Source organism: Labrys wisconsinensis, from assembly GCF_030814995.1.
Classification (GTDB): Bacteria; Pseudomonadota; Alphaproteobacteria; order Rhizobiales; family Labraceae; genus Labrys; species Labrys wisconsinensis.
Genome location: NZ_JAUSVX010000002.1, coordinates 129,222 through 154,785 on the forward strand (window position 1 = coordinate 129,222; position 25,564 = coordinate 154,785).

Annotated in this window: 26 protein-coding genes; 19 read left to right on the forward strand and 7 right to left on the reverse strand. The window is 70.3% G+C overall.

From position 1 onward, the window contains the following. Positions 1-189: 189 nt before the first annotated feature. Positions 190-477 (reverse strand): hypothetical protein, encoded by a 288-nt coding sequence (locus QO011_RS06970; RefSeq protein ID WP_307269568.1) that lies wholly within the window; start codon positions 475-477, stop codon positions 190-192. A gap of 267 nt (positions 478-744) precedes the next feature. On the opposite strand from QO011_RS06970, the gene coaD reads away from it, so the two are divergent. The 4 genes from coaD to pyrG all read left to right on the forward strand — a co-directional run bounded on the left by coaD (position 745) and on the right by pyrG (position 4,147). Next, positions 745-1,245, forward strand: coding sequence for a pantetheine-phosphate adenylyltransferase (coaD, locus tag QO011_RS06975; protein ID WP_307269571.1), 501 nt, complete (start codon positions 745-747; stop codon positions 1,243-1,245). Between the two features lie 47 nt (positions 1,246-1,292). After that, a complete protein-coding gene (locus tag QO011_RS06980) occupies positions 1,293-1,832 on the forward strand; it encodes a peptidylprolyl isomerase (protein WP_307269573.1) in 540 nt (179 codons plus the stop codon). Positions 1,833-2,020: 188 nt separating this feature from the next. Then, positions 2,021-2,410: a preprotein translocase subunit SecG gene (gene secG, locus QO011_RS06985; RefSeq protein ID WP_307269576.1), complete on the forward strand. Its 390-nt coding sequence runs from the start codon at positions 2,021-2,023 to the stop codon at positions 2,408-2,410. 108 nt (positions 2,411-2,518) lie between these two features. Then, positions 2,519-4,147 (forward strand): CTP synthase, encoded by a 1,629-nt coding sequence (pyrG, locus tag QO011_RS06990; RefSeq protein ID WP_307269579.1) that lies wholly within the window; start codon positions 2,519-2,521, stop codon positions 4,145-4,147. A 22-nt stretch (positions 4,148-4,169) separates the two neighbouring features. Here the strand turns inward: pyrG and QO011_RS06995 are convergent, their stop codons facing one another. Then, on the reverse strand, positions 4,170-4,559 hold the full coding sequence (locus QO011_RS06995) for a winged helix-turn-helix transcriptional regulator (protein WP_307269582.1): 390 nt from the start codon (positions 4,557-4,559) through the stop codon (positions 4,170-4,172). A gap of 92 nt (positions 4,560-4,651) precedes the next feature. On the opposite strand from QO011_RS06995, the gene QO011_RS07000 reads away from it, so the two are divergent. The 3 genes from QO011_RS07000 (at position 4,652) to QO011_RS07010 (ending at position 7,738) form a co-directional block, all read left to right on the forward strand. Then, positions 4,652-5,263 carry an NAD(P)-dependent oxidoreductase gene (locus tag QO011_RS07000; RefSeq protein ID WP_307269584.1) on the forward strand — a complete coding sequence of 204 codons (612 nt, stop codon included), beginning with the start codon at positions 4,652-4,654 and terminating at the stop codon, positions 5,261-5,263. A gap of 89 nt (positions 5,264-5,352) precedes the next feature. Beyond that, a complete protein-coding gene (locus QO011_RS07005; RefSeq protein ID WP_307269586.1) occupies positions 5,353-6,771 on the forward strand; it encodes a phospholipase D-like domain-containing protein in 1,419 nt (472 codons plus the stop codon). Between the two features lie 196 nt (positions 6,772-6,967). Further along, positions 6,968-7,738: an isocitrate lyase/PEP mutase family protein gene (locus QO011_RS07010; RefSeq protein WP_307269588.1), complete on the forward strand. Its 771-nt coding sequence runs from the start codon at positions 6,968-6,970 to the stop codon at positions 7,736-7,738. A gap of 125 nt (positions 7,739-7,863) precedes the next feature. On the opposite strand, the gene QO011_RS07015 is transcribed toward QO011_RS07010, so the two are convergent. Continuing rightward, positions 7,864-9,285, reverse strand: a complete 1,422-nt coding sequence (locus QO011_RS07015; RefSeq protein WP_307269590.1) for a CoA transferase — start codon at positions 9,283-9,285, stop codon at positions 7,864-7,866. Positions 9,286-9,378: 93 nt separating this feature from the next. Here QO011_RS07015 and QO011_RS07020 point away from each other — a divergent pair, with 93 nt between their 5' ends. The 3 genes from QO011_RS07020 to kdsA all read left to right on the forward strand — a co-directional run bounded on the left by QO011_RS07020 (position 9,379) and on the right by kdsA (position 12,426). Beyond that, positions 9,379-10,557 (forward strand): citrate synthase family protein, encoded by a 1,179-nt coding sequence (locus tag QO011_RS07020; protein WP_307269592.1) that lies wholly within the window; start codon positions 9,379-9,381, stop codon positions 10,555-10,557. Positions 10,558-10,616: 59 nt separating this feature from the next. Further along, positions 10,617-11,501: a VOC family protein gene (locus QO011_RS07025; RefSeq protein ID WP_307269595.1), complete on the forward strand. Its 885-nt coding sequence runs from the start codon at positions 10,617-10,619 to the stop codon at positions 11,499-11,501. A gap of 91 nt (positions 11,502-11,592) precedes the next feature. After that, the gene (kdsA, locus tag QO011_RS07030; protein WP_307269597.1) at positions 11,593-12,426 is read left to right on the forward strand and encodes a 3-deoxy-8-phosphooctulonate synthase; all 834 of its coding nucleotides are present in this window, start codon (positions 11,593-11,595) and stop codon (positions 12,424-12,426) included. 2 nt (positions 12,427-12,428) lie between these two features. On the opposite strand, the gene QO011_RS07035 is transcribed toward kdsA, so the two are convergent. From QO011_RS07035 to QO011_RS07045, 3 genes are read right to left on the reverse strand one after another with little or no spacing between them, the layout of a single operon-like run. Beyond that, positions 12,429-13,409 (reverse strand): MBL fold metallo-hydrolase, encoded by a 981-nt coding sequence (locus tag QO011_RS07035; RefSeq protein ID WP_307269599.1) that lies wholly within the window; start codon positions 13,407-13,409, stop codon positions 12,429-12,431. 4 nt (positions 13,410-13,413) lie between these two features. Further along, positions 13,414-13,875 carry a preQ(1) synthase gene (gene queF, locus QO011_RS07040; protein WP_307269602.1) on the reverse strand — a complete coding sequence of 154 codons (462 nt, stop codon included), beginning with the start codon at positions 13,873-13,875 and terminating at the stop codon, positions 13,414-13,416. A 10-nt stretch (positions 13,876-13,885) separates the two neighbouring features. After that, positions 13,886-14,923: a DUF2332 domain-containing protein gene (locus QO011_RS07045; RefSeq protein ID WP_307269604.1), complete on the reverse strand. Its 1,038-nt coding sequence runs from the start codon at positions 14,921-14,923 to the stop codon at positions 13,886-13,888. A 232-nt stretch (positions 14,924-15,155) separates the two neighbouring features. On the opposite strand from QO011_RS07045, the gene QO011_RS07050 reads away from it, so the two are divergent. The 9 genes from QO011_RS07050 to lpdA all read left to right on the forward strand — a co-directional run bounded on the left by QO011_RS07050 (position 15,156) and on the right by lpdA (position 24,337). Continuing rightward, positions 15,156-15,680, forward strand: a complete 525-nt coding sequence (locus QO011_RS07050) for a hypothetical protein (protein ID WP_307269607.1) — start codon at positions 15,156-15,158, stop codon at positions 15,678-15,680. 210 nt (positions 15,681-15,890) lie between these two features. Then, entirely contained in the window at positions 15,891-16,292 is a 402-nt protein-coding gene (locus QO011_RS07055; RefSeq protein WP_307269609.1) for a YccF domain-containing protein, read from the forward strand. Between the two features lie 135 nt (positions 16,293-16,427). Then, entirely contained in the window at positions 16,428-17,708 is a 1,281-nt protein-coding gene (gene eno, locus QO011_RS07060) for a phosphopyruvate hydratase (RefSeq protein ID WP_307269611.1), read from the forward strand. A 148-nt stretch (positions 17,709-17,856) separates the two neighbouring features. After that, positions 17,857-18,174 (forward strand): FtsB family cell division protein, encoded by a 318-nt coding sequence (locus QO011_RS07065; RefSeq protein ID WP_307269613.1) that lies wholly within the window; start codon positions 17,857-17,859, stop codon positions 18,172-18,174. A gap of 253 nt (positions 18,175-18,427) precedes the next feature. Continuing rightward, positions 18,428-19,492, forward strand: a complete 1,065-nt coding sequence (gene pdhA, locus QO011_RS07070) for a pyruvate dehydrogenase (acetyl-transferring) E1 component subunit alpha (RefSeq protein WP_307269615.1) — start codon at positions 18,428-18,430, stop codon at positions 19,490-19,492. A gap of 130 nt (positions 19,493-19,622) precedes the next feature. Beyond that, entirely contained in the window at positions 19,623-20,999 is a 1,377-nt protein-coding gene (locus tag QO011_RS07075; protein ID WP_307269618.1) for a pyruvate dehydrogenase complex E1 component subunit beta, read from the forward strand. 12 nt (positions 21,000-21,011) lie between these two features. After that, on the forward strand, positions 21,012-22,346 hold the full coding sequence (locus tag QO011_RS07080; protein WP_307269621.1) for a pyruvate dehydrogenase complex dihydrolipoamide acetyltransferase: 1,335 nt from the start codon (positions 21,012-21,014) through the stop codon (positions 22,344-22,346). 159 nt (positions 22,347-22,505) lie between these two features. Further along, positions 22,506-22,901, forward strand: a complete 396-nt coding sequence (locus QO011_RS07085; RefSeq protein ID WP_307269623.1) for an endonuclease domain-containing protein — start codon at positions 22,506-22,508, stop codon at positions 22,899-22,901. Then, on the forward strand, positions 22,898-24,337 hold the full coding sequence (gene lpdA / locus QO011_RS07090; protein WP_307269625.1) for a dihydrolipoyl dehydrogenase: 1,440 nt from the start codon (positions 22,898-22,900) through the stop codon (positions 24,335-24,337). Before QO011_RS07085 ends, lpdA begins: the two co-directional genes overlap by 4 nt. A 113-nt stretch (positions 24,338-24,450) precedes the next feature. Here the strand turns inward: lpdA and QO011_RS07095 are convergent, their stop codons facing one another. Then, the gene (locus QO011_RS07095) at positions 24,451-25,530 is read right to left on the reverse strand and encodes an acyltransferase family protein (protein ID WP_307269627.1); all 1,080 of its coding nucleotides are present in this window, start codon (positions 25,528-25,530) and stop codon (positions 24,451-24,453) included. Between the last annotated feature and the right edge of the window lie 34 nt (positions 25,531-25,564).

The window sequence follows — 25,564 nt, forward strand, 5'->3', positions numbered from 1 at the left end:
GCGGCCTGTCAAGAAAAAAGCCCGGTCGCCTTGCGGCGCCGCGGCTCGTTCAAGAAAGAAAAAAGCGCGGTCGCCTTGCGGCGCCGCGCTTGGAGTGCCGGGCTTGGGGTCAGACTGCGTGGGGGCCCGGGATCTTGGAGATCGGCGGAACTACGCGCGAGGCCGCGAAAAGTTCCATGCCTGCGTCAATTAGTCTCCCAGCCTGACGCGGACCAGGATGGTCTCGCCGGGCTTTTCGAAAACCTGGATCAGCGCGCCGGTACGGGCCTTGGCCCGTTCGACGTCATCCATCGGCGCCGTGGCGCACGCGGCCATCAGCGAGCCGAGGCTGCAGCGGGACGCGGCTTCCGCCACGTCGAGGCGATCGCCGCGGGCGGCCGCGACCGGGGTGGGGACCTTGGCCATGTCGAGAAGCGAGGCCGCGGCCAGAACGAACAACCCACCACCGACCGCCAAAACGGAACGACGGGGTCTCATATTTTTCGTCTCCCTGACGACTTCTTCAATTTGGACGAGATGTTACACTGTTTCCGATCTGTTCATTCTCAAACTTTCGTGAGCTTGACTGTGTCTTTTGGCACACATCGGTTGGGCCGGTAACGACTTGATAACAAACGCCGTGGGCGGGGATATGTTCCATGCGGAACGCGCGCCGTGCCGTGCCCGGCGGATCGCCTGCGCGCGCCCCGGCTTGCGCCGCGCCGGCCGGGCCTGTAACCCCTGTTCCATGACGAAAGCGTCGCGATGAACGCCTCCCGTACCGCCTTCTATGCCGGTTCCTTCGATCCGCTGACCAATGGCCATGTCGACGTGATCCGCCACGCCTGCGCCGTCGCCGACCGCCTGGTGGTGGCGATCGGCGTGCATGCCGGCAAGACGCCGCTGTTCTCCGCCGAGGAGCGGGCCGAGATGATCCGCGAGGATTGCGGGCCGGTGACCGGACGGACGGCGCTCGAGGTCATCACCTTCGCCGACCTCGCGGTCGATGCCGCCCGCCGCGTCGGCGCCAGCCTGCTGATCCGGGGCCTGCGCGACGGCACCGACCTCGACTACGAGATGCAGATGGCCGGCATGAACGCGGCGCTGGCGCCGGAGATCCAGACGGTGTTCCTGCCGTCCTCGCCGATCGTCCGCCCCATCACCGCCACGCTCGTGCGCCAGATCGCCGCCATGGGCGGCGACGTCTCGGGCTTCGTGCCCGCCGGCGTGCTGCGCCGCCTGAAATCGCGCTTCCCCAGGTCCTAGGATCTGGTCATCCATGGTGGGCCCCCAGCGGCCCGAGGAGACATCCCGTGCTTCGCATCCTTTCCGCCGCCGCCCTGGCGCTCTCGCTCGCGCTGGCCGGCCATTCCGCATCCGCCGCGCAGCTCGACCCGCAGAACACGGTCTATCTCGACACCAAGTACGGCCGCGTCGTCATCAAGCTGCGGCCCGACCTCGCGCCCAAGCATGTCGAGCGGATCAAGGCGCTGGTGAAGCGCCACTTCTACGACGGCATCGTATTCCATCGGGTGATCGACGGCTTCATGGCCCAGACCGGCGATCCCACCGGCACCGGCACCGGCGGCTCGGACCTGCCGGACCTGCCGGCCGAATTCTCCAAGGAGCCGTTCGTGCGCGGCACACTCGGCATGGCGCGCTCGCAGGACCCGAACTCGGCCAACAGCCAGTTCTTCATCATGTTCGCCGACGGCTCCTTCCTGAACGGCCAGTACACGGTGTTCGGCCAGGTGGTCTCGGGCATGGAGGCCGTCGACAAGATCAAGCGCGGCGAGCCGGTGCAGAATCCGGACAAGATCCTCAAGATGCGCCTGGCCGCCGACGCCAAGTGATCCCGGCAGGGCTCGCAGGCCCGCGAGCCCTGGGCGAGGCTTCGAGATCGTGCGGGATTTCCGGGCCCGCGCCCATGGGCGCGGCGCGGAATTCCCGCCGGACGGCGCCGCCGGCCCGCGACAGGGTGGAAATGCGTCGCCGTATCGTGTAGAGACCCCGGCGAGTTTCGCTTCGGACATTTCTTTTCATGCAGACCGTCCTTATCGTCATCCACCTGATGGTGGTGCTGGCGCTCGTCGTGGTTGTGCTTCTCCAGCGCTCGGAAGGGGGAGGGCTCGGCATCGGCGGCGGCAGCGGCGGCTTCATGACGGGGCGCGGGCAGGCCAACCTGCTCACCCGCACCACGGCCATACTCGCCGGCCTGTTCTTCCTGACCAGCCTGCTCCTGTCGATCCTGGCCGGCTATGGCGGCAGCTCGACCTCGCTGATCAACAGCGTGCCGCAGCAGCCGGCGCCCGCCGGCCAGTCCGCCCCGCCGCAGGGCACGATCCTCGACCAGCTCAAGGGCCCGCAGCAGCCGGCCCAGCCTGCGCCGCCGGCGGCCCCGACGGGTCCGCAGGTCCCGCAGTCGAAGTAAGCCGCGGCGGGCCGCGGCGGCCCGCTTGTTCCTCGTTTGTGCAAAGTTCAGGCCCTGTCGCGCGACGGGGCCTCCGAATCGTTTTGTGATTGGTTAGGATGGAGACCCATGACGCGGTATATTTTCATCACCGGCGGCGTGGTCTCCTCTCTCGGCAAAGGTCTCGCATCCGCCGCGCTCGGGGCGCTGCTGCAGGCGCGCGGCTACAAGGTGCGCCTGCGCAAGCTCGACCCCTATCTCAACGTCGATCCGGGCACGATGAGCCCGTACCAGCACGGCGAGGTGTTCGTTACCGATGACGGCGCCGAGACCGACCTCGACCTCGGCCATTACGAGCGCTTCACCGGCGTGCCGGCGACCAAGAAGGACAACATCACCACCGGGCGGATCTATTCGGAGATCATCGCCAAGGAGCGGCGCGGCGACTATCTCGGCGCCACCATCCAGGTGATCCCGCACGTCACCAACGCCATCAAGGACTTCGTGCTGACCGGCAACGAGGGCTTCGACTTCGTGCTGGTCGAGATCGGCGGCACGGTCGGCGACATCGAGGGCCTGCCCTTCTTCGAGGCGATCCGCCAGATCAAGAACGAGCTGCCGCGCGGGGGCTGCGTCTATGTCCACCTGACGCTGCTGCCGTTCATTCCCTCGGCGGGCGAGCTCAAGACCAAGCCGACCCAGCATTCGGTGGCGGAGCTGCGCTCGATCGGCATCCAGCCCGACATCCTGCTGTGCCGCACCGACCGGGCCGTGCCGGCGGAGGAGCGGCGCAAGCTGGCGCTGTTCTGCAACGTGCGCGAGAGCGCAGTGATCGAGGCCCGCGACGTCGCCTCGATCTACGACGTGCCGGTCGCCTATCACCGCGAGGGGCTGGACGGCGAGGTGCTCGCCGCCTTCGGCATCGAGGGCGTGCCCAGCCCGGACCTCTCGCGCTGGCAGCGGATCTCGCGCACGGTCCACAATCCCGAAGGCGAGGTGACGATCGCCATCGTCGGCAAGTACACCGGCCTCAAGGACGCCTACAAGTCGCTGATGGAGGCGCTGACCCATGGCGGCATCGCCAACGGGGTCAAGGTCAATCTCGACTGGATCGAGAGCGAGATCTTCGAGACGGCCGATCCGGCGCCGCATCTGGAGCATGTCCACGGCATCCTCGTGCCCGGCGGCTTCGGCCAGCGCGGTGCGGAGGGCAAGATCAAGGCGGCAACCTTCGCGCGCGAGCGCAAGGTGCCGTATTTCGGCATCTGCTTCGGCATGCAGATGGCCGTCATCGAGGCGGCCCGCTCGCTCGGCGGCGTTCCGGAGGCCAATTCGACCGAGTTCGGGCCGACGCCCGAGCCGATCGTCGGCCTGATGACGGAATGGATGAGCGGCAACCAGCTGGAGCAGCGCGCCGCCGGCGGCGACCTCGGGGGCACCATGCGGCTCGGCGCCTTCCCGGCGACGCTGAAGCGCGGCTCGAAGATCGCGGAGATCTACGGCGCCACCACCATCTCCGAGCGCCACCGCCACCGCTACGAGGTCAACATGGCCTACCGGGCGCAGCTGGAGAAGGCGGGCATGGTGATCTGCGGCCTGTCGCCGGACGGCCTGCTGCCGGAGACGATCGAATATGCCGACCATCCCTGGTTCATCGGCGTGCAGTACCATCCCGAATTGAAGTCGCGGCCCTTCGAGCCGCACCCGCTGTTCTCCAGCTTCATCGCCGCGGCGGTCGAGCAGAGCCGGCTGGTTTGAGGCAGCGGGTCGTCCCGCTCCGTCACGCCGCCTGCAGCGCCCTGTCGTAGCGCAGGCGCGCTGCGATCACGTCCGCCATATGGGTTTCGGCCCAGCGGCTCAGCGCCTCGATCGGGGCGACCAGGGTCTGCCCGAGCGGGGCGATCGAATATTCCACCGTCACCGGCACGGTGGCGAAGGCGGCGCGGTGGATCAGCCCGTCGCGCTCCAATTCGCGCAGCGTCTGCGACAGCATCTTCTGCGAGATGCCCTCGATCTCGCGCCGGAGCTGATTGAAGCGCACCGGCCCCTCGGCCAGCCGCCCCAGCACCAGCACCGCCCATTTGTCGCCGATGCGGTCGAGGATCTGCCGCGTCGGACATTGCGCGTCATAGGGATTGGGGCGCTTGGCGTCGGCGGGGCCCAGTTTCATGGCGGTGACCTGCTCACTTGAAGGTGCTCTCTTTACATCCTAGTGCGGATTCGACAACTGGTCACCATTGGAAACTGATGGAGGACATCCTCATGAAGGTCGCAGTGGTCGGAGCTTCGGGCCGCGCCGGTTCGGAAATCGTCGCGGAGCTGGTTCGCCGCGGGCACACGGTCACGGGCATCGCCCGCCACCCCGAGAAGATCGCCGATCTGCCGGGCGTCACCGCCAAGGCCGGGGACGTCAAGGACGGCGCCGCGCTCGCCGCGCTTCTCGAGGGCCATGACGCGGTCGTGACCGCGGTCATGTTCAGCGACAGCGACCCGCAGACCCTGATCGGGGCGGTCAAGGCGTCGGGCGCCAAGCGCTATCTCGTGGTCGGCGGCGCCGGCAGCCTGGAGGTGGCGCCGGGCGTGCGCCTGATCGACACGCCGGAATTCCCCGCGATCTACAAGACCGAGGCCTCGCGCGGCGCCGCCTTCCTCGACGCCTTGCGCGCCGAGCCGGCGCTCGACTGGACCTTCCTGTCGCCGTCGGCGCTGTTCTTCATCGGCGAGCGCACGGGCAAGTTCCGCCTCGGCGGCGACCAGCTCCTCGCCACGGCCGACGGCAAGAGCAGCATCTCCTACGCCGACTATGCCATCGCCCTGGTCGACGAGATCGAGAAGCCCGCCCATCGCCGCCGGCGCTTCACCGTCGGCTACTGACCGACCGGCGGGGCGGCCGACGGAGCCGCCCTTGTCCGAATCGCGCGGCGGTGGCTCGCATGGTCCGCCCTTCTCGGAGCGCGGCATCCATGCAGGCCGGACCCACGCCGTCGGACCAGGCCATTCCCTCTCCCGCCGGCTCCTATCCCGTGCGGGCGGGGAACCTGGTGCGGCCGCTCGTCGACAGCGGGCCGACCTTCCGCCGCATCGGCGCGGCAATCGCGGCCGCCCGCCACAGCGTCTTCGTGACCGCGACCTTTCTCGACCCGGATTTCGTCATGCCGGACGGGCAGGGCACGTTGTTCGACCTGCTCGACCGGGCCGCCGGACGCGGCCTCGACGTCCGCGGCCTGTTCTGGCGTCCCAACCCTCAGAGCAGCGGCTATGGCCGCACCTTCCCGGGCTCGGCCGAGGATCGCGCGCTGCTGGTGCGCCGTGGCTCGGGCTTCTCCATCCGCTGGGACCGGGCGGCCGGCCCCTATTGCCAGCACCAGAAGAGCTGGCTGATCGATGCGGGGAAGCCCGGCGAGACCGCCTTCGTCGGCGGCATCAACCCGACCTTCGCCGCCTTCGAGCCCGGCCATGCCGGGGAGAACGAGCGCCACGACGTCTATGTCGAGATCGCCGGCCCCTGCGCCTGCGACGTCCACCACAATTTCGTCCAGCGCTGGAACGAGGCGAGCGAGCGTGACGCCGCCGACGGCCGGTGGGGACCGAACGACAGCGACCTCGCCTTTCCCGAGCGGCCCGGCGCGCCGTGCGGCACCAGCCTGGTGCAGATCCAGCGCCAGATCCCGGCCGGTCGTTACGGCGACGGCCATGCCAGCCCGGGCGGCGAGCCGTGGGACATCGCCGCCGGCGAGCGCACCGTCCTGGCGCAGTACCAGCTCGCGATCGCCGCCGCCCGCCGCACCATCTATGTCGAGAATCAGGCCTTGCCCGTGCCGGAGATCGCGGCCGCGCTGGCGGCGGCGCTCGATCGCGGCGTGGAGGTGGTCCTCCTCGTGCCGACCGAGCCGGAAGAATCCGTGCGCGCCGTCCGCCATGACCCGGCCCGTCGGGCGTTCTTCGCCGGGATCGAGGCGCTGGGGCAGCGCTGCAACTTCCTGCTCGCCGGGCTCGCCGGGCGGGCCCGGCTCGCCGGGATCGCCGGGCCGAACGCTGGCGGCAACCGCTGCCCGGTCTATGTCCACGACAAGATCATGCTGGTCGACGATGCCTGGGCGACCATCGGCTCGTGCAACCTCCACGGCTATTCGCTCGACGGCCATGGCGAGATGAACGCGGCGATCTGGGATGCGGCCGTGGTCCGCGCCCTCCGGCGCACGCTGCTGGCCGAGCATCTCGATCTCGACACCGCCGGTCTCGACGACCGTGCGGCGCTGCGGCTCTTCCGCGAGACGGCGAGCGCCAACCGGGCGCGGTGGCGGGCCGGCGAAGCCGGCTGGCAGGGCCTTGCCATTGCGCTGGACCCCGCGACCTACGGCGTGGAGCGCTTCTCCGGCTGACAGGCCTCAGGCCAAAAGCAGGCTGCCCCCTTGTTGGTCGCTAAAGAATTCGACAGCCTGCGCCGCCGACATGCGCCAAAAGCAAATGCCGGGGCATCACGCGAGGCATGATCGGAGACCTTACCGGTCATGGCGACCGCCTCGCAAAGGCGGCTGTTGGGCCGGGATGTCGTCAACTCGAATGGGGAGCGAATCGATGCGCGATCAAGAAGGCAAGGCTGCGACGTTCAGGTCGTTGCATCGTCGAGCAGAGCCGTTCGTCCTGTTCAACATCTGGGACGCCGGCAGCGCCAAGGCGGTCGGGGAGGCCGGCGCGTCGGCGCTCGCGACCGGCAGCTGGTCGGTTGCTGCTGCCAATGGCTTCGCCGACGGCGAAAAAGTGCCGATCTCGCTGGTGCTGGACAATGCACGCCGCATCGTCGAGGCGACCGGGCTGCCCGTCTCGCTCGATATCGAGAGCGGCTACGGCGTTTCGTCCGAGGAGGTCGCGGGCACGATCGCCCGCGTCGCGGCGACGGGCGTGATCGGATGCAACCTGGAGGACAGTTTTCCCGCGGACGGCTCGATGCGGCCGCTCGCCATGCAAGCCGAGAGGATTGCAGCGGCCCGGCGCGCGGCAGATGCCAAGTGTCCAGGTTTCTTCATCAACGCGCGCACCGACATCTTCTTTCAGGTGGCCGCCCATGACGAGGCGATGGCCGACACGGCGATCGAGCGCGCACGAGCCTATGCCGACGCGGGAGCCGACGGCATCTTCGTCCCCGGCCTGGTCGACGAGGCGTTGATCGCGCGGGTGTGCGCAGCCGTGCCGTTGCCCATCAACGTGATGGTCGGCGAGCGCTCGCCCTCGCTGGAACGGTTGGCGACGGCAGGTGTCGCCCGGGTCAGCCACGGACCCGGGCCCTATCTCGCGGCCATGGCTGCCCTGCGCGCCGCTGCCTCCCATGCGCTGGCAGGCGCGCCGTGAGCGATGCCGGCTCGGCGCGCCCCAGCGGCTGGCCGGGAAGACGTCGCCGGGTGCGAAGCAGATGCCTCGCTCGATCGCCTCGTCGAAGCGCCTCGGCAATTCCAGCCGGAGCACGAAGCCGCCTGTCAGGATGATCCCCCGATCCACACCGCCTGATGCGACCCGATCGGCATGGCTGGCTGCGGCCAGACGGCCGAGGCGCCGGCAACGGCGAGGGGCGCTCTGAGGCGCTGCGCCGGTCCCCAGCCGGTCGCCTCGACCGCGCCGTCGAGGTCGTCCGGCGTCTCGGTGGCCAGGGGCTTGGCGGGGCGGGCGAGGGGATGGCGGGCGAGCAGGGCGGCCGTGGCGGCAAGCGAAGCCCGCGCCCGCCTGCCGCGGCCGGTGGCGAGCCGCCGCGCGAGGCCGAGCACCGCGGCGGCGGCCATGAGGTAGCCGGTGGCATGGTCGAGGGCCTGGACGGGCAGGGGCGTCGGCCGCTCCTTGCCGAGGCGGCGCATGCCGGCCTCGGCGATGCCGGCGCTCATCTGCACCAGGCTGTCGAAGCCGCGCCGCTCCCGCCACGGGCCGCTCCAGCCATAGGCGTCGAGGCAGATGTCGATCAATCCGGGCCGGACCCGGCGCCGCACCGCCTCGCCGAAGCCGAGCCCCTCCAGCGCCGAGGGGCGATAGCCGTGGACGAGGATGTCGGCCTCGCCCATGAGGCGCAGGAACAGCGCATGATCCTCGGGCCGGGCGAGGTCGAGCCGCGCCGTCCGCTTGCCGAGCAGCACTTCCGGAGCCAGGGCCGGCTCGTCCCAGCCGGGCGGGTCGATGCGCAGCACCTCGGCGCCATAGCCGGCGAGGAGCCGCGTCGCCACCGGGCCGGCGAGGACGCGGGTGAGGTCGAGCACGCGGATGCCGGCGAGCGGCCGCGCCGGGTCGACCGGCCGGGCGAGGGCAGGGGCCTCGTCTCTTTCCTCGATCGCGACCAGCGCCTCGGCGGCGACATGGCGGCCCTGCTCGTGCGCGGCCCAGGCCTCGAGCGAACGCATCTCGGCCGCGCAGCCGCCGGCTTCGACCACCGCCCTCTCCAGGGCCGCGGCTGGCCAGCCGGCCACGGCGCGCGTCACCTCCTCCTTCTCGCCGGCGACGCCGAGCACGGCGAGGGCGGCCTGGCGATGCGCCGGCGCGTTGGTGTGCAGGCGGATCCAGCCGTCGGCGGCGCGGTAGTCGCCGGCGATGGGGTCCCAGGGCGGCGGCACGGACCAGCCCTGCGGGCGCACCGAGCTCGCGAACCAGAACGAGGCGAGACGCCGGTCGACCGCGACCGCCGGCGCCGGCCCGCCTGCGGCGGCGACGAGCTCGGACAGGGCCAGGCCCGCCGCTCCGACCGCGGCGGCGGCCAGGTCGCTCACCGCGAAGACGGAGGGCAGGTCGCCATTGCCGGTCAGCTGCAGGCGGCCGGGCGCCGCGGCGCTGCCGCCGAGCGCCGTCCAGATCTCGGCGAGCAGGGCGCGGACGGCGGCTTCCTCGTCCGGCGTGGCTGGGTGCGAAGCGGCTGCAGGCATCGGGGCTCTCCGGGTGGGTTCGCGGAGAGCTTGACGGCCCGATCGACATATCGTCAATATTGATTACATGAATCAATCTTTCGGCGCTGCTCCTTGAGCGCCTCCCTTTCCTCCGAGGAGGCGGCGCGGCGTCTCGGCGTGACGCGCCAGACCCTCTATGCCTATGTCAGCCGCGGGCTGATCGCCGCGCTGCCCGGCACGGACCAGCGCGAGCGGTGCTATTCCGCCGAGGCGATCGAGCAGTTCGCCGCCAGCCGGCATCGCGGCCGCCGGCCGCAGGAGATCGCCCGCACCACGCTCGACTGGGGCTTGCCGGTGCTGGAATCCGGCATCACCCTGATCGAGGACGGACGCCTCTACTATCGCGGCGAGGATGCGCTGGCCCTCGCCCGCGCCGGCACGTTGGAGACGGTGGCGCCGCTGCTCTGGCACTTGCCGGGCGCGGAGGCCTTTGCGCCGACGCCGCCGCCCGCCGCGCCGGCCTTCCTCGACCTCGTCGGCCGCCATCCCGGTCCGGCCTTCCGCGCCGGGCTGCTGGCACGCTTTGCGCTGGCGGTGGAAGAGGACGACACGACCTGGCAGCAGGACCGCGCCCGCCTCGCCGCCGGCAGCGGGGCGCTGGTGCGGCTCTTGCTCGCCGCCATGCTCGGGCGGCCGCCCTCGGCGGCGGCGCTGCACCGGCAATGCGCCGAGTCCTGGCGGCTCGACGAGGCCGGGGCGGATCTCGTGCGCATGGCGCTGGTGCTCTGTGCCGACCACGAGCTCAATGCGTCCGGCTTCACCGCCCGCTGCATCGCCTCGACCGGCGCCGGCCTGCATGCCGCCATCATCGGCGGCCTCGCCGCCCTCTCCGGCCCGCGCCACGGCGGCATGACCGTCCGCGTCGAGGCGCAATGGCGCGGCTTCGAGGGCGCGGCCGATCCGATGCCGGCGCTGCGCGGCCTGCTGGCCGGCGGCGGCGACATCGCCGGCTTCGGCCATCCGCTCTATCCCGCCGGCGATATCCGCGCGGCCGCCATCCTCGACGGGGTCCGGCACCGCCTGCCCGGCCTCGACGCGCTCGTCGCGGCGGTGTTCGACCTCACCGGCCGCCGGCCCTCGCTCGACTTCGCGCTGGTGGCGCTGCGCCGGGCGCTCGGCCTGCCGGAGGGCGCGGCCTTCGGCCTGTTCGCCCTCGGCCGCTCGGTCGGCTGGATCGCCCAGGCCCTGGAGCAGCGCGAAAGCGGCGGCCTGATCCGGCCGCGGGCGACCTATACCGGCCCGCGGCCTTGACAGGCGCCGGGGCAGGGCCGATCCCTGCCGCCAGACCGGCAATTCGAGCGAGCCCCGCCTTGACCGAGCCCCGCGGCATCGACCACCTCGTCCTTCCCGTGCACGACCTCGACGCGGCCGGCGCGCATTACGCCGCCCTCGGCTTCCAGGTCGGGGCGCGCAACCGCCATCCCTGGGGCACGGAGAACCGCATCGTGCAGTTTCCCGGCGCCTTCCTGGAGCTGATCGCGCTCGGCGAGGACCTGCGCCGTGCGCCGGCAACGATTGATCCGGCGGCGCCGCGCTTCCTCGGCTTCATCCGAGACTTCCTCGCCGGACGCGGCGAGGGCTTTGCCATGCTGGTGCTGGAATCGCGCGATGCCGCCGCCGACCGGGCGGCCTTCGCCGCCGCCGGCATCGACGGCGGCGAGCCCTTCTTCTTCGAGCGCACCGCCGAGCGGCCGGACGGCACCCGGGTGCGCGTCGCCTTCAGCCTCGCCTTCGCGCAGAGCCCGGCCATCCCGGCGGCCGGCTTCTTCGTCTGCCAGCAGCACGAGCCGCAGAACTTCTGGAACCCGGCCTTCCAGCAGCACCCCAACGGCGCGGCGGGGCTCGGCGGCGTGGTGATGCTGACGGAGGACGCTCGCGGGCCGCTCGGCTTCCTCGAAGCCTTCTCGGGCGCCCCGCCCATCTGCGTCGGGGCGCGCAACATCGCCATCGCCACGCCGCGCGGCACCCTCGAGGCAATGACGCCGGCCTGTTTCCGCGACGTGACCGGGCTCGATCCCGGCCCGGGCGCCACGCCGCGCCTCGTCGCCTTCAAGGTGCAGGCCCCGGTCGAGGCCATGGCCGCGCGGCTGGAGGCCGCAGCGATTCCGCATGTCCGGCACAGGAAGCATCTTGCCGTCGCCGCGGCCGACAATTTCGGCGCGGCTCTGGTGATCGAGGAGCCGCGGGCGCGCTGAGCGCCGGAAAAGCGCTGCGGGTGGCGCGCAGGGGCGCGAGGGGCTATCAGGGAGCGACGAAACCGGCCCTCTCTCGCACCAGGAAAGAACGATGTCCCCCAACTCCGTGGTCTCCATCGGCGACATCCGCATCGGCAACACCCTGCCGCTGACGTTGATCGCGGGCCCCTGCCAGATGGAGAGCCGGGCGCACGCCCTGGAGATGGCGAGCGCCATCAAGGAGATCGCGGCGCGGGTCGGCCTCGGCCTGATCTACAAGACCTCCTTCGACAAGGCCAACCGCACCTCCTCGAGCGGGGCGCGCGGGCTCGGGCTCGCCAAGGCGCTGCCGGTCTTCGCCGAGGTGCGCGACAGCCTCGGCCTGGCGACGCTGACCGACGTGCACGAGATCGACCAGTGCGCCGCGGTGGCCGAGGCCGTCGACGTGCTGCAGATCCCGGCCTTCCTGTGCCGGCAGACCGACCTGCTCGTGGCGGCCGCCCGCACGGGCCGGACGGTCAATGTCAAGAAGGGCCAGTTCCTGGCGCCCTGGGACATGGCCAATGTGGTGGCCAAGATCACCGATGCCGGCAATCCCAACGTGCTGGTCACCGAGCGCGGCGCCTCCTTCGGCTATAACACCCTGGTCTCCGACATGCGGGCCCTGCCGATCATGGCCGAGACCACCGGCGCGCCTGTCGTGTTCGACGCCACCCATTCCGTGCAGCAGCCCGGCGGCAAGGGCTCGTCCTCCGGCGGCCAGCGCGAATTCGTGCCGGTGCTGGCCCGGGCGGCGGTGGCGGTCGGCGTCGCGGCGGTGTTCATCGAGACCCACCAGGATCCGGACAACGCGCCCTCGGACGGGCCGAACATGGTGCCGCTGCGCGAGCTGGAAGCCTTGCTTCGCCGGCTGAGGTGTTTCGACGACCTCGCCAAGGGGGCCTGAACTCAGGCCGTCCAGACCATGCCCGGCCGCAGCGGGCGGAAGCGCTCGGGCGCGATGCCGGCGGCCTGCAGGGCGGCCTCGAGCTGGCGCGGCGGCTCCTCGCGCGCCTCGTCGGTGAGGCGGAACGTGCCCCAGTGATAGCCGAGCGCCGTCTCGGCGCCGCAGTCGCGCATCGCCTGCACCGCCTCGGCCGGGTTCATGTGCTGGGGCTGCATGAACCAGCGCGGCTCGAAGGCGCCGATCGGCAGGACGGCGAGGCGCGGGGCGCCGTGGCGCTCGCGGATGCCGCGGAAGACCGCGCCGGTGCCGTAGCCGCTGTCGCCGGCGAGGTAGATGCGGCCGGCCGGCGTTTCGAGGACATAGCCGCACCACAGCGCCATGCGCCGATCCCCGAGGCTGCGGGCCGACCAGTGGTTGGCCGGCACCAGCGTCGCCGCGACGCGCCCGCCGAGCTCGACGGCCTCGCCCCAGTCCCGCGTCGTGACCTCGATGGCGGGATGGCGGCGGCGGATGACCGCGTCATTGCCGAGCGGGGCGAGGATGCGCGGCCGGTGGGCGCGCCAGAGCCGTGCGATCGTGTCGAGGTCGAGATGGTCGTAATGGCTGTGCGTGATCAGCACCACGTCGATCGGCGGCAGATCGGCGAAGGCGATGCCCGGCGGGTCGTGCCGTTTCGGACCGGCAAAGCGAAACGGGCTGACCCGTTCCGACCAGACGGGATCGAGCAGGATGTTGAGGCCGTCCGCCTGGAGCAGCAGGCTGGCATGGCCGACATGGGCGATGCGCAGCCCGGCGGCGCGGGCCGGTGGCCGGTCCGGTGGCTCGGCGGGCAGCTGCTTCGACCAGGGCGCGTGCCGGCCGGCGAAGCGCCAGCGCAGGAGGTCGCCGATGCCGCGGTCCATCGGCGCGCCGTCGGGGCTGAAGAAGCGTTCGCCGTCGAAATGGTCCGACCGCGGACCGCTGTAGTAGGGATTGGCGGACACCGCGTCAGCCGCGGCCGCGATAGGTGGCGACCCCCTGGTCGGGGATCCACAGGCCCTCGGGCGCCGGGCCGGTCTGCCAGAACACGTCGATCGGGATGCCGCCGCGCGGATACCAGTAGCCGCCGATCCGGAGCCAGTGCGGCTCGAGCAGCTCGGCGAGGCGGCGGCCGACCGCCACCGTGCAGTCCTCGTGGAAGGCGCCGTGGTTGCGGAAGCTGGTGAGATAGAGCTTCAGCGACTTGGATTCCACCAGCCAGCCATTGGGCGCATAGTCGATGACGAGATGGGCGAAGTCGGGCTGGCCGGTCACCGGGCAGAGCGAGGTGAACTCCGGGCAGGTGAAGCGCGCGAGATAGAGCGTGTCGGCCTGCGGGTTGGGCACGCGGTCGAGGCGGGCCTCGTCGGGCGAGGCGGGAATGCGGGTCTCGTGGCCGAGCTGCAGGGTGGAAGCGTCGAAGGAGGCCATGTCTCGTCTTTCAGCCGCACCAGTTGATCCAGCGGCCATGGAAATCGGCGCGGGCGAGCAGCCGATCTCGCCGTGAGGTGGGCCCGTCGAGCAGCGCGGTCAAGTGCAGACCCGCGTCGGGCGTCCGGCCGTCCGGCTCCAGCCGCAGCCAGGCGACCGGTCCGGCCGCGGCCGCGCGCAGGATCGCCGCCTCGATTCGCCGGCGGATCGCCGGCTGGAGATATTGCCAGACGATGGTGTGCACCACGACGCGCAGCGCGCCGGGCAGCGGCGGCTCGGCCAGGCGGGCCTCGGCGAAGTCGGCGGCATCGGCTCGCTCCACGCGGATGTCCCGCCGGATGACCTCGTCGAGGGCCGTCGCCAGCCGCGCGAGCCGGGCGGCCTGGTCGGCCCAGACATAGGACATGAGGCGCAGCCGCTCGGCCGGGCGGCGCGGGTCGAGGGGGGCGCGGTCGCAGGCACGGCGGCGGATCACTGCGACGGCGCGGCCGCCGAAATCCGGCAGGCCCTGCGCCTCGACCGCGATCCGCAGCGCGGCATCGGCCGGGCCCCAGTCCCGGCCGCCAAGGCTGTAGCGATAGGCGTCCCAGCCGAGGTTGACGCCGGCGCTCGCCCCGAGCTCGAGGATGTCGAAGGGCCGGCCGACCTCGCCCGCCAACGTCAGGAAGCCCGGCAGCAGCATGGCCGAGCGGGCGGCCTCGTTGGTCTGCGGCGGGCCGTCGAGGGCCTGCATCAGCGCCGCCTCGTGCCGGACGAGGGCAGCGCGGACGGCGCCCCCCAGCTGCTCGTCGGTGGCGGCGTGCGGGGGGTAGGCGCGCGCCAGGTCCGCATCGTCGCCGGCGAGTACCAGCGCGTGCAGGCCGCCGAACAGGCGCACCGACGGGATATCGGCCTGCGGATCGCCCGCCCAGTCGAGGATCCGGTCGCCGACGGCGGTCGATCGGTCGAGATAGAGCGGGTGCAGCGCGGCGAGCCGCCCGGTGAAGGGCGAGCCGAGCTCGCGGCAGGCCGCCGCCTGCCTGTCGAAGTGCCGGAGAATGGCGGTCATGGCTGCCTCGGCTTCCCTAAGCAGCTTCTCGTGGCTTCAGCCACGACTTGATTTTGCATTTTTCATGCAAAATCAATGCTGCTCAGACTGTCAAGTGTGAGCAGGTTCGAGAGAACCTGCTTGGCTTGCAACCCCCGGTGCATAGTCATGCCGTGCGATGTGCGTCCTGTCACGTCGCTGGGCGACAATCCGGTCTCTTCTGCGGCGCGACCGGATTCTTTGGGGGACTGCAATGCCGATCATCATCACGCTGATCACCGGCCTGCTCGGCTGGGGGCTCTACTGGTTCTTTCGTCTCGACGGGCTCGACTGGCTCCGCGCCCATTTCGACGCGAAGCGTCGGGACAAGCGCCTTCGCCTGAGCCAGGAGGCGCGCGAGCGCGCTGCGGCCAACACGCTGGTGGACGCGCGCGACGCGGCGCTGGCGCTGATGATCAAGTTCGGCTCGATCGGCGGCTCGCTGCTGCCGGCGGCCGAGACGGTGATCGACGAGGCGGCGCGGGACGTGTTCGGCTATGGCCCGAACTTTGCGGAAAAGCGCGTCTTCGCCGGCTTCGTCGCCCGCAACACGCCGAGCTTCGGCGTGCTGTTCCGCGAGGTCGCGCCGCTCCTCGACAAGGCGCTGGCGCCGGAGGAGCGGGCGCAGCTCGTCACCTTGCTCGAACGTGTCGCAGCCGCTGCCGGCGGCGTGACGCCGGAGCGCGAGGCGGCGGTCGAGGAGGTGCGCACGCGCCTCATGCCGGCACGGCGCCCATAGGGCCGCCGAGGCGCCGGCTCGGGTGCGCCGCAGCGCCGTTTCCCGTCCGATGACCGCAGCGGGCCGGTTCGCCGTGGGCGCGTTCCGGCTGCGCGAGCTCGCGGATAGGGGGAGACGATCGCCGCACGCGCGGGGTGACACTGCGAAGAACGTCCCTATAGTCCGGCAGTGGCCAGGGGGCGGCCGGCCTGGTGGCATGCAGAGGCTCCGATGCGACCCGTCAGTCTGTTCCTGAACGTGCTGTGGCTCCTGTTCGGCGGCGTCTGGATGGGAGCTGGCTGGCTCCTTGCCGCCGTCATCATGGCCATCACCATCGTCGGGCTGCCCTGGGCACGGGCCGCGGTGACGATTGCGATCTACACCCTGCTGCCGTTCGGCTACACGGTGGTTCCACGCGCCCGCCTGGGCCGGTCTGATATCGGAACGGGCCCGCTCGGCCTGATCGGCAATCTCATCTGGCTGGTCCTGGCCGGATGGTGGCTCGCCCTCGCCCATCTCCTCACTGCCATTTGCCTGGCCATCACCATCATCGGGCTGCCGTTCGCCTGGGCTCACCTGAAGCTGGCGGGGCTCGCGCTCTGGCCGATCGGGCAGGAGGTGGTTCCGACGTGAGCGGCGCGGGCCGGTGCCTTGGCCTCGACCGCCGTTCGTCGCACCCCGCCTCGCGCCGCTCATAAGACCTTTCGCCCCCGGCGCGCTTCGGCTATGAGCCCAGCGAACCCCAGCCGACCGCAGAAGGGCCAGCCCATGACCGCCATCACCGACATCACCGCGCGCGAAATCCTCGACAGCCGCGGCAATCCCACCGTGGAAGTCGACGTGCATCTGGAGGACGGCGCCTTCGGCCGTGCCGCCGTGCCCTCCGGCGCCTCGACCGGCGCCCATGAGGCGGTGGAGCTGCGCGACGGCGGCAAGCGCTATCTCGGCAAGGGCGTCGAGAAGGCGGTGCAGGCGGTCAACGGCGAGATCTACGACGCCATCGGCGGCCTCGATGCCGAGGACCAGGTGCAGATCGACCAGACCATGATCGATCTCGACGGCACGCCGAACAAGTCGCGCCTGGGCGCCAACGCCATCCTCGGCGTGTCGCTGGCGGTGGCCAAGGCGGCGGCGCAGTCGTCCGGCCTGCCGCTGTGGAAATATGTCGGCGGCCCGGCCGCCCGCCTGCTGCCGGTGCCGATGATGAACATCGTCAATGGCGGCGTGCATGCCGACAACCCGATCGACTTCCAGGAATTCATGGTGCTGCCGGTCGGCGCGACCAGCTTCGCCGAGGCGCTGCGCACGGGCGCCGAAATCTTCCACACCCTGAAGAAGGCCCTCAAGGACGCCGGCCACAACACCAATGTCGGCGACGAAGGCGGCTTTGCCCCCAACCTGCCCTCGGCCAAGGCGGCGCTCGACTTCGTCATGACCGCGATCGAGAAGGCCGGCTACAAGCCGGGCGAGGACGTGATGCTCGGCCTCGACTGCGCCGCGACCGAGTTCTTCAAGGACGGCATCTACGACTACAGCGGCGAAGGCCAGAAGCGCGACATCAAGACCCAGGTCGCCTATCTCGCCGGCCTGGCGGCGGACTACCCGATCGTGTCGATCGAGGACGGCATGTCCGAGGACGATTTCGAGGGCTGGGCGCTGCTCACCGAGAAGATCGGCAAGACCTGCCAGCTCGTCGGCGACGACCTGTTCGTCACCAACACCACGCGCCTGTCGCAGGGCATCAAGCAGGGCCTCGGCAACGCCATCCTGGTCAAGGTCAACCAGATCGGCACGCTGACCGAGACGCTGGCGGCGGTGGAGATGGCGCACAAGGCCGGCTATCGCGCGGTGATGTCGCATCGCTCGGGCGAGACCGAGGATTCGACCATCGCCGACCTCGCGGTCGCCACCAATTGCGGGCAGATCAAGACCGGCTCGCTCGCCCGCTCCGACCGCACGGCCAAGTACAACCAGCTCCTGCGCATCGAGGAGGCCCTGGGCACCCAGGCTCTCTATGCCGGCCGCGGCGCCCTGAAGGCGCTGGCCTGAGACCCCTGCGACTGCGCAGGCCGTGCCGTTCCGGCACGGCCTGCATGCCGGCTCTGCCTCGGGCGCATGCCGGTCTGGACGCCCTTTTGCTGCAATGCAGCATAGGCCGGTCAACACAAAATCAACCATCCCGGCCTAGGCTGCCGGCATGGTCGTCCGCACCCGTATCCGCGCCTTCTTCCGCCAGCTCGTCCTCTTGATCCTGGCGGGCGCCTCGATCGCCTATTTCGGCTTCCACGCCGTCAACGGCGATCACGGCATCATGGCCCAGCGCCAGTACGACGACCAGAAGCGCGACCTCTCCGCCCAGCTCGCCGACCTGCGGGCCAAGCGCACGGCGCTGGAGCGCCGCGTCGCCCTCCTCAAGAACGACGCGCTCGATCCCGACGTCCTCGAGGACAAGGCGCGCAACCTGCTCGGCATGGTCCATCCCAACGACGTCGTGGTGCTCCTGCCCCGAAACTAGGCAGGGCGCGCCCAGGCCACGGGCGGCACGCGCCCGGCGCTCGGCAAGCGCTTGATCGGTCACGCCAATTTTCCGATTCGTACGTCAACCGCATTCTGGTTGATTCGGTCAGAATAACCAAAATCGAGTTCATGACAGATTTGATAGCGGTATCAATATGTTGCGTTGCAACATGAGGGCTGCACCCCTCGCTTTTCCCAATGGGATGCGCTAGCTGTTTCGCCATCGAGCGTTCATCCCAACCGGAGGACCCATGGCAGCCACTGCCGCGAAGGCCGTCGCCACCCCCGTCAAGACCGCGAAAGCCGCGGCGTCCAGAGCCACCAAGCCCGCGAGGTCCGCCAGGCCCGCCACGGGCGACTGGAGCAAGGCGCAGGAGCAGTCGGCCTATCGCGAGATGCTGCTGATCCGCCGCTTCGAGGAGAAGGCCGGCCAGATGTACGGCATGGGCCTGATCGGCGGCTTCTGCCACCTCTATATCGGCCAGGAGGCGGTGGTGGTCGGCCTGCAGATGGCGGCCCGCCAGGGCGACCAGGTGATCACCGGCTATCGCGACCACGGCCACATGCTGGCGACCGGCATGGATGCGCGCGGCGTCATGGCCGAGCTGACCGGCCGGCGCGGCGGCTATTCCCGCGGCAAGGGTGGCTCCATGCACATGTTCTCGATGGAGAAGGCCTTTTTCGGCGGCCACGGCATCGTCGGCGCCCAGGTCTCCCTCGGCACCGGGCTCGCCTTCGCCAATGCCTATCGCGGCGACGGCAAGGTATCGCTGACCTATTTCGGCGACGGCGCCGCCAACCAGGGCCAGGTCTACGAGAGCTTCAACATGGCGGCCTTGTGGAAGCTGCCGGTCGTCTACGTCATCGAGAACAACAAATACGCCATGGGCACCTCGGTGAACCGGGCCTCGGCGCAGACCGATTTCTCCAGGCGGGGCCTCTCCTTCAACATTCCCGGCGAGCAGGTCGACGGCATGGACGTGCGCGCGGTCCACGAGGCGGGCCTGCGCGCCATCGACTATGCCCGCTCCGGCAAGGGCCCCTATATCCTGGAGATGCTGACCTACCGCTATCGCGGCCACTCCATGTCGGATCCCGCCAAGTACCGCTCGAAGGACGAGGTGCAGAAGATGCGCACCGAGCACGATCCGATCGAGCAGAGCCGCGCCCGGCTCCTTGGCGAGCACGACCTCAAGGAGGACGAGCTCAAGAAGGTCGACGCCGAGATCCGCGAGATCGTCAACGAGGCCGCCGACTTCGCCACCAACGATCCCGAGCCCGACGCAGCCGAGCTGTGGACCGACATCCTGCGCTGAGCCGGCCCGGCACGATCCGGCCGCCGCGGCGCAGGGTGCCGCCGGCCGCCGGATCCGCCGCCGAACCGTTCCGGCCGAGCCCCGGCCCCCACCTTTCCGACCGTTTCCAGATCTCCCGACCGAGGCACCCATGCCCGACGTTCTGATGCCCGCCCTGTCGCCGACCATGGAGCAGGGCAAGCTCTCCAGATGGCTGAAAAAGGAGGGCGACACCATCAAGTCCGGCGACGTCATCGCCGAGATCGAGACCGACAAGGCCACCATGGAGGTGGAGGCGGTCGACGAGGGCGTGCTGTCGCAGATCCTGGTGGCCGAAGGCACCGACAACGTCGCCGTCAACACCAAGATCGCCTTCATCCAGGGCGAGGGCGAAAGCGCGCCGGCGGCCGAGCCCGCCGCCAAGCCCGCGGTGGAGGCCACACCCGCGGCGCCTGCCGTCGCCAGGCCGGCCGAGGCCGCGCCTTCGGCGCCGCCCGCCGCAGCCGTGGCCCATGACGCCGCCGGCGAGGTCCCGGCCGGCACCGAGATGGTGACGATCACGGTGCGCGAGGCGCTGCGCGACGCCATGGCCGAGGAGATGCGCCGCGACGGCGACGTCTTCGTCATCGGTGAGGAGGTGGCGGAGTATCAGGGCGCCTACAAGGTGACGCAGGGCCTGCTGCAGGAGTTCGGCGCCCGGCGCGTCGTCGACACGCCGATCACCGAGCACGGCTTCGCGGGCCTGGCCACCGGCGCGGCGCTCAGCGGCCTGAAGCCGATCGTCGAGTTCATGACCTTCAACTTCGCCATGCAGGCGATCGACCAGATCATCAACTCCGCCGCCAAGACGCTTTACATGTCGGGCGGCCAGATGGGCTGCTCGATCGTGTTCCGCGGCCCCAACGGGGCGGCGGCCCGCGTCGCCGCCCAGCACAGCCAGGACTACAGCGCCTGGTATTCGCACATCCCCGGCCTCAAGGTCGTGGCGCCCTATTCGGCGGCCGATGCCAAGGGGCTGCTCAAATCAGCCATCCGCGATCCCAACCCGGTGATCTTCCTGGAGAACGAGATCCTCTACGGGCACTCCAATCCGGTGCCCAGGCTCGACGACTTCATCGTGCCGATCGGCAAGGCCAAGGTCGCCAGGCCGGGCAAGGACGTCACCCTGGTCACCTGGTCGATCGGCATGAGCTATGCCCTCAAGGCCGCCGAGGCCCTGGCGGCCGAGGGCATCGAGGCGGAGGTGATCGACCTGCGCACCCTGCGCCCGCTCGACACCGCCACCATCGTCGCCTCGGTGCAGAAGACCGGGCGCTGCGTCGTGGTGGAGGAGGGCTGGCAGCAGTCCGGCGTCGGCGCCGAGATCTCCGCCCGGATCATGGAGAACGCCTTCGACTATCTCGACGCGCCGGTCGCGCGCGTCTCGGGCAAGGACGTGCCGATGCCCTACGCCGCCAACCTGGAGAAGCTGGCCCTGCCCAGCGTCGCCGATGTGGTCCAGGCGGCCAAGGCCGTGACCTACCGCTGAGGGAGCCGTCCGATGCCCGTCAACATCCTGATGCCCGCCCTCTCGCCGACCATGGAGAAGGGCAACCTCTCCAAATGGCTGAAGAAGGAGGGCGACACCATCAAGTCCGGCGACGTGATCGCCGAGATCGAGACCGACAAGGCCACCATGGAGGTGGAGGCGGTCGACGAAGGCGTGCTGGCCAAGATCGTCGTGGCCGAGGGCACCGCCGACGTGCCGGTCAATCAGGTGATCGGCGTGATCGCCGGCGAGGGCGAGGACGCCAGGTCGGTCGGCGCCGGCGCGGCGCCCAAGGCCGAGGCGCCCAAGGCGGCGCCCGCCGCCGAGGCGCCGAAGCCGGCCGCGCCCGAGCCCGCCAAGGCCGCTCCGGCGGCCGCCGCCGCGTCGGCAGCGGTCAACGGCGCGCGCGTGTTCGCATCGCCGCTGGCCAAGCGCGTCGCCAAGGAGGCCGGGCTCGACATCGCCGCCATCGCCGGCTCCGGCCCGCATGGCCGCGTCGTCGAGAAGGACGTCAAGGCGGCGATCGCCGGGGGTGGGGCCAGGGCCGCGGCCCCGCCGCAGGCGGCCGCTGCCCCGGCGCCCAAGCCCGCCGCAGCGCCGGCCGGCCCGTCGGACGAGCAGGTGAAGAAGCTCTTCGCCGAGGGCTCCTACGAGGAAGTGCCGCATGACGGCATGCGCAAGACCATCGCCCGCCGCCTCTCCGAGGCCAAGTCGACGATCCCGCATTTCTACCTCACCGCCGAGGTCGAGATCGACGCGCTCCTGGCCCTGCGCGAGCAGATCAACACCAGCGCGCCCTTGGACAAGGACGCCAAGCCGCTCTACAAGATCTCGGTCAACGACATGGTGATCAAGGGCTACGCGCTGGCGCTCAGGGCCGTGCCGGAGGCCAACGTGTCCTGGACCGACGGGGCGATGCTCAAGCACAAGCATGCCGATGTCGGCGTCGCCGTGTCGATCCCCGGCGGCCTGATCACGCCGATCGTGCGCGATGCCGGCCACAAGACGCTGTCGGCCATCTCCAACGAGATGAAGGACCTCGCCGCCCGCGCCAAGGCCCGCAAGCTCAAGCCCGAGGAGTACCAGGGCGGCACCGGCTCGGTGTCGAACCTCGGCATGTTCGGGGTGAAGTCGTTCGCGGCCATCGTCAACCCGCCGCACGCCACCATCCTGGCGGTCGGCGCCGGGCTGAAGCAGCCGGTGGTCAAGGGCCAGGAGATCAAGATCGCCACCATCATGTCGCTGACCCTCTCCACCGACCACCGCGCCGTCGACGGCGCGCTGGGCGCCGAGCTGATGCAGGCGATCCGGGGCTATATCGAGAAGCCGATGGGGATGCTGGTGTAGCAAGAAAGGCGCGACGCTCGTTTTTTCCCCTCCCCCTTGTGGGGAGGGGTGAGGGGTGGGGGTCGTACAGGATGAGCGAAAAGGCAATCGTTCGCGATGGTATGGGGCCAGGGCTCAGGCGCGTCGACGGATATGCAGGCTCGGCGCAACGCGAGATCGATGCGGCGAGGGCCGACTGAGGCCGAGAAGAGGCTTTGGCGGGCGTTGAGGCACGACCTGCCTCCGGCGATCGGGCACTTTCGCCGGCAGGCCCCGATCGGGCCGTATGTCGTTGACTTCGTATCCCTGCAGGCAAAGCTGATCATCGAGGTCGACGGCGAGCAGCACGGTTTCGAAGCCGAACGCGCTCATGACCAGCGGCGAAGCCACTTCTTCGAGGCGCAGGGCTTCCGCATCTTGCGCTTCTGGAACCGCGACGTGATGCGCGAGACGCGCTCCGTCGTCGACACGATACTTGCCGTATTGGGCGAGCACACCACGACCCCCACCCCTAGCCCCTCCCCACAAGGGGGAGGGGGATGGCAGGCGTCGTCGCCTTCTGGAGATGTCTCATGAGTTCCTACGACGTCATCGTCATCGGGTCCGGGCCGGGCGGCTATGTCACCGCCATCCGGGCGGCGCAGCTCGGCCTGAAGACGGCGGTGGTCGAGCGCGAGCATCTTGGCGGCATCTGCCTCAACTGGGGCTGCATCCCGACCAAGGCGCTGCTGCGCTCGGCCGAGATCCTGCATTATGGCCAGCACGCCAAGGATTACGGCCTCGTCCTGAACGGCTCGATCAGCGCCGACACCGCGGCGGTGGTCAAGCGCTCGCGCGGCGTCTCGGCCCAGCTCGCCACCGGCGTCGGCTTCCTCCTGAAGAAGAACAAGGTCGACGTGATCTGGGGCGAGGCCACCATCACCAAGCCCGGCGAGATCTCGGTCGTGGCCTCGACCAGGTCGGTGCAGGGGCCGCCGATCCCGCCGCCCAAGGGCGCGCAGGGGCCGGGCACCTACCAGGCCAAGCACATCATCCTCGCCACCGGGGCGCGCCCGCGCGTGCTGCCCGGCATCGAGCCCGACCGCAAGCTGATCTGGACCTATTTCGACGCCATGGTGCCGGCGGAGACGCCGAAATCGCTGCTGGTGATCGGCTCGGGCGCCATCGGCATCGAGTTCGCCTCGTTCTATCGCACCCTCGGCGCCGAGGTGACCGTGGTGGAGGTGCTGCCGCAGATCCTGCCCGTCGAGGACGAGGAGATCGCCGCCCACGCCCGCAAGCGCTTCGAGAAGCAGGGCTTCAAGATCCTTACCGGCGCCAAGGTCACCAAGGTGGAGAAGGGCGCCAATTCCGTCACCGCCACGGTCGAGACCGCCGACGGCAAGACGCAGGCGATCACCGCCGACCGGCTGATCTCGGCCGTCGGCGTGGTCGGCAACATCGAGAATCTCGGCCTGGAGAAGCTCGGGGTGAAGACGGAGCGCGGCTGCATCGTCACCGACGGCGTCGCGCGCACCAGCGTGCCCGGCATCTATGCCATCGGCGACGTCGCCGGGCCGCCGATGCTGGCCCACAAGGCCGAGCACGAGGGCGTGGTCTGCGTCGAGGCGATCGCCGGCAAGCACCCGCACCCCCTGGAGAAGGACAAGATCCCGGGCTGCACCTATTGCACGCCGCAGGTCGCCAGCGTCGGCCTGACCGAGAAGAAGGCGAAGGAGGCGGGCTACGAGGTCAAGGTCGGCCGCTTCCCCTTCATCGGCAACGGCAAGGCCATCGCGCTCGGCGAGCCCGAGGGCCTGGTCAAGACCGTGTTCGACGCCAAGACCGGCAAGCTGCTCGGCGCGCACATGGTCGGCGCCGAGGTGACCGAGCTGATCCAGGGCTTCGTCATCGCCATGAATCTCGAGACCACCGAGGAGGAGCTGATGCATGCGGTGTTCCCGCATCCCACCCTCTCGGAGATGATGCACGAGAGCGTGCTCGACGCCTACGGCCGCGCCATCCACATGTGAGGCGGCGTCGGAGCTTCGGCGTCATGGACGGACTTGATCCGGCCATGACGGAACCGTTGCGGGAAGCGAAGAGCGTCGCGCGTGCCGCGCCGGGACGCTCTGACCACGTCTCCCTACGGAGCCGCCCCCACCGGCGTGCGGCTCCGCAGGGCCAGCCAGTGCTTCTTGTAGGCGAGCACCGGCGCCTCGACGAAGTGCCAGGAGGCGGCGGCGCAGGCCGCCGCGAGCGGCAGGGCCAGGAGGAAGGTGCCGAGGGGATGCAGGCCGGGCACGGCGAAGGTCGTGACCTGCAGCGACAGCCAGCCGTAGATGTAGATGCCGTAGGAGAGGTCGGTGGCGTCGGTCAGGCGGCGGATCGGGCCGCCCGGCAGCATGGCGAGGACCAGCGCGCCATAGCCGAGCGCGACATAGCCGAGGGGATGGCCGAGGAAGGTGCCGGAGCCGAGCCACCACAGCACCAGCAGCGCTGCCGCGACGGGCGGCGACAAGGGCAGGCGGTCGCGCCAGCGATAGGCCGCGACCCCGATGAGGAAGCAGCTGGCGAAGCGCACGACATGGCCCTTGGCGCCGATGGTCTCGGCGACGTCGGCGTCATGGGCGCCGGCGGCGAGGGCGACGAGGGCGAAGACGGCGAGAAACAGTGCGAGCCGCCGGTCGCTGGCGAGAATCCCGGCGAGCGACAGGCCGACCAGGCCGAGATAGCAGGCCGCCTCGTATTTCAGGGTCCAGAGCGGGATGTTGAGGTCGTAGGGCACGGGCAGCCCGCCGAACACGCCGGGCAGGCCGGCATTGCCGTCGAAGATCAGCATGGTGCGGGCGATGTAGCGCCAGAAGCCGGCATCCTCGAAATAGGCGGCGAGCGGACGCGCCGTCACCACCGGACCGACCACCAGGGCGACGAACAGGGCGTAGACCACCACCGCCGGCATGATCCGCATCACCCGGGCGAAGGCGAAGGCCATGAGGCGGGGCGAGCGCTCCAGGCTGGCGCTGATCATCACGCCCGAGAGCACGAAGAACACGTCGACGGCGAGGCCGCCGAGGTCGAAGCCGGGCACCTCGCCGGGCGCCAGCGCCAGCCGGCCGGAGACCACCGTGCTGGAATGGGCGGCGAGCACGGCGACCGCCGCCGCCAGGCGGATCGCGGAGAAATTGTTGCGGCCCGGAGCCGCGATCTCGCCGAGGGTGCGCATGGCACGAGATAAGCAGACGTGATGCTACCATCCC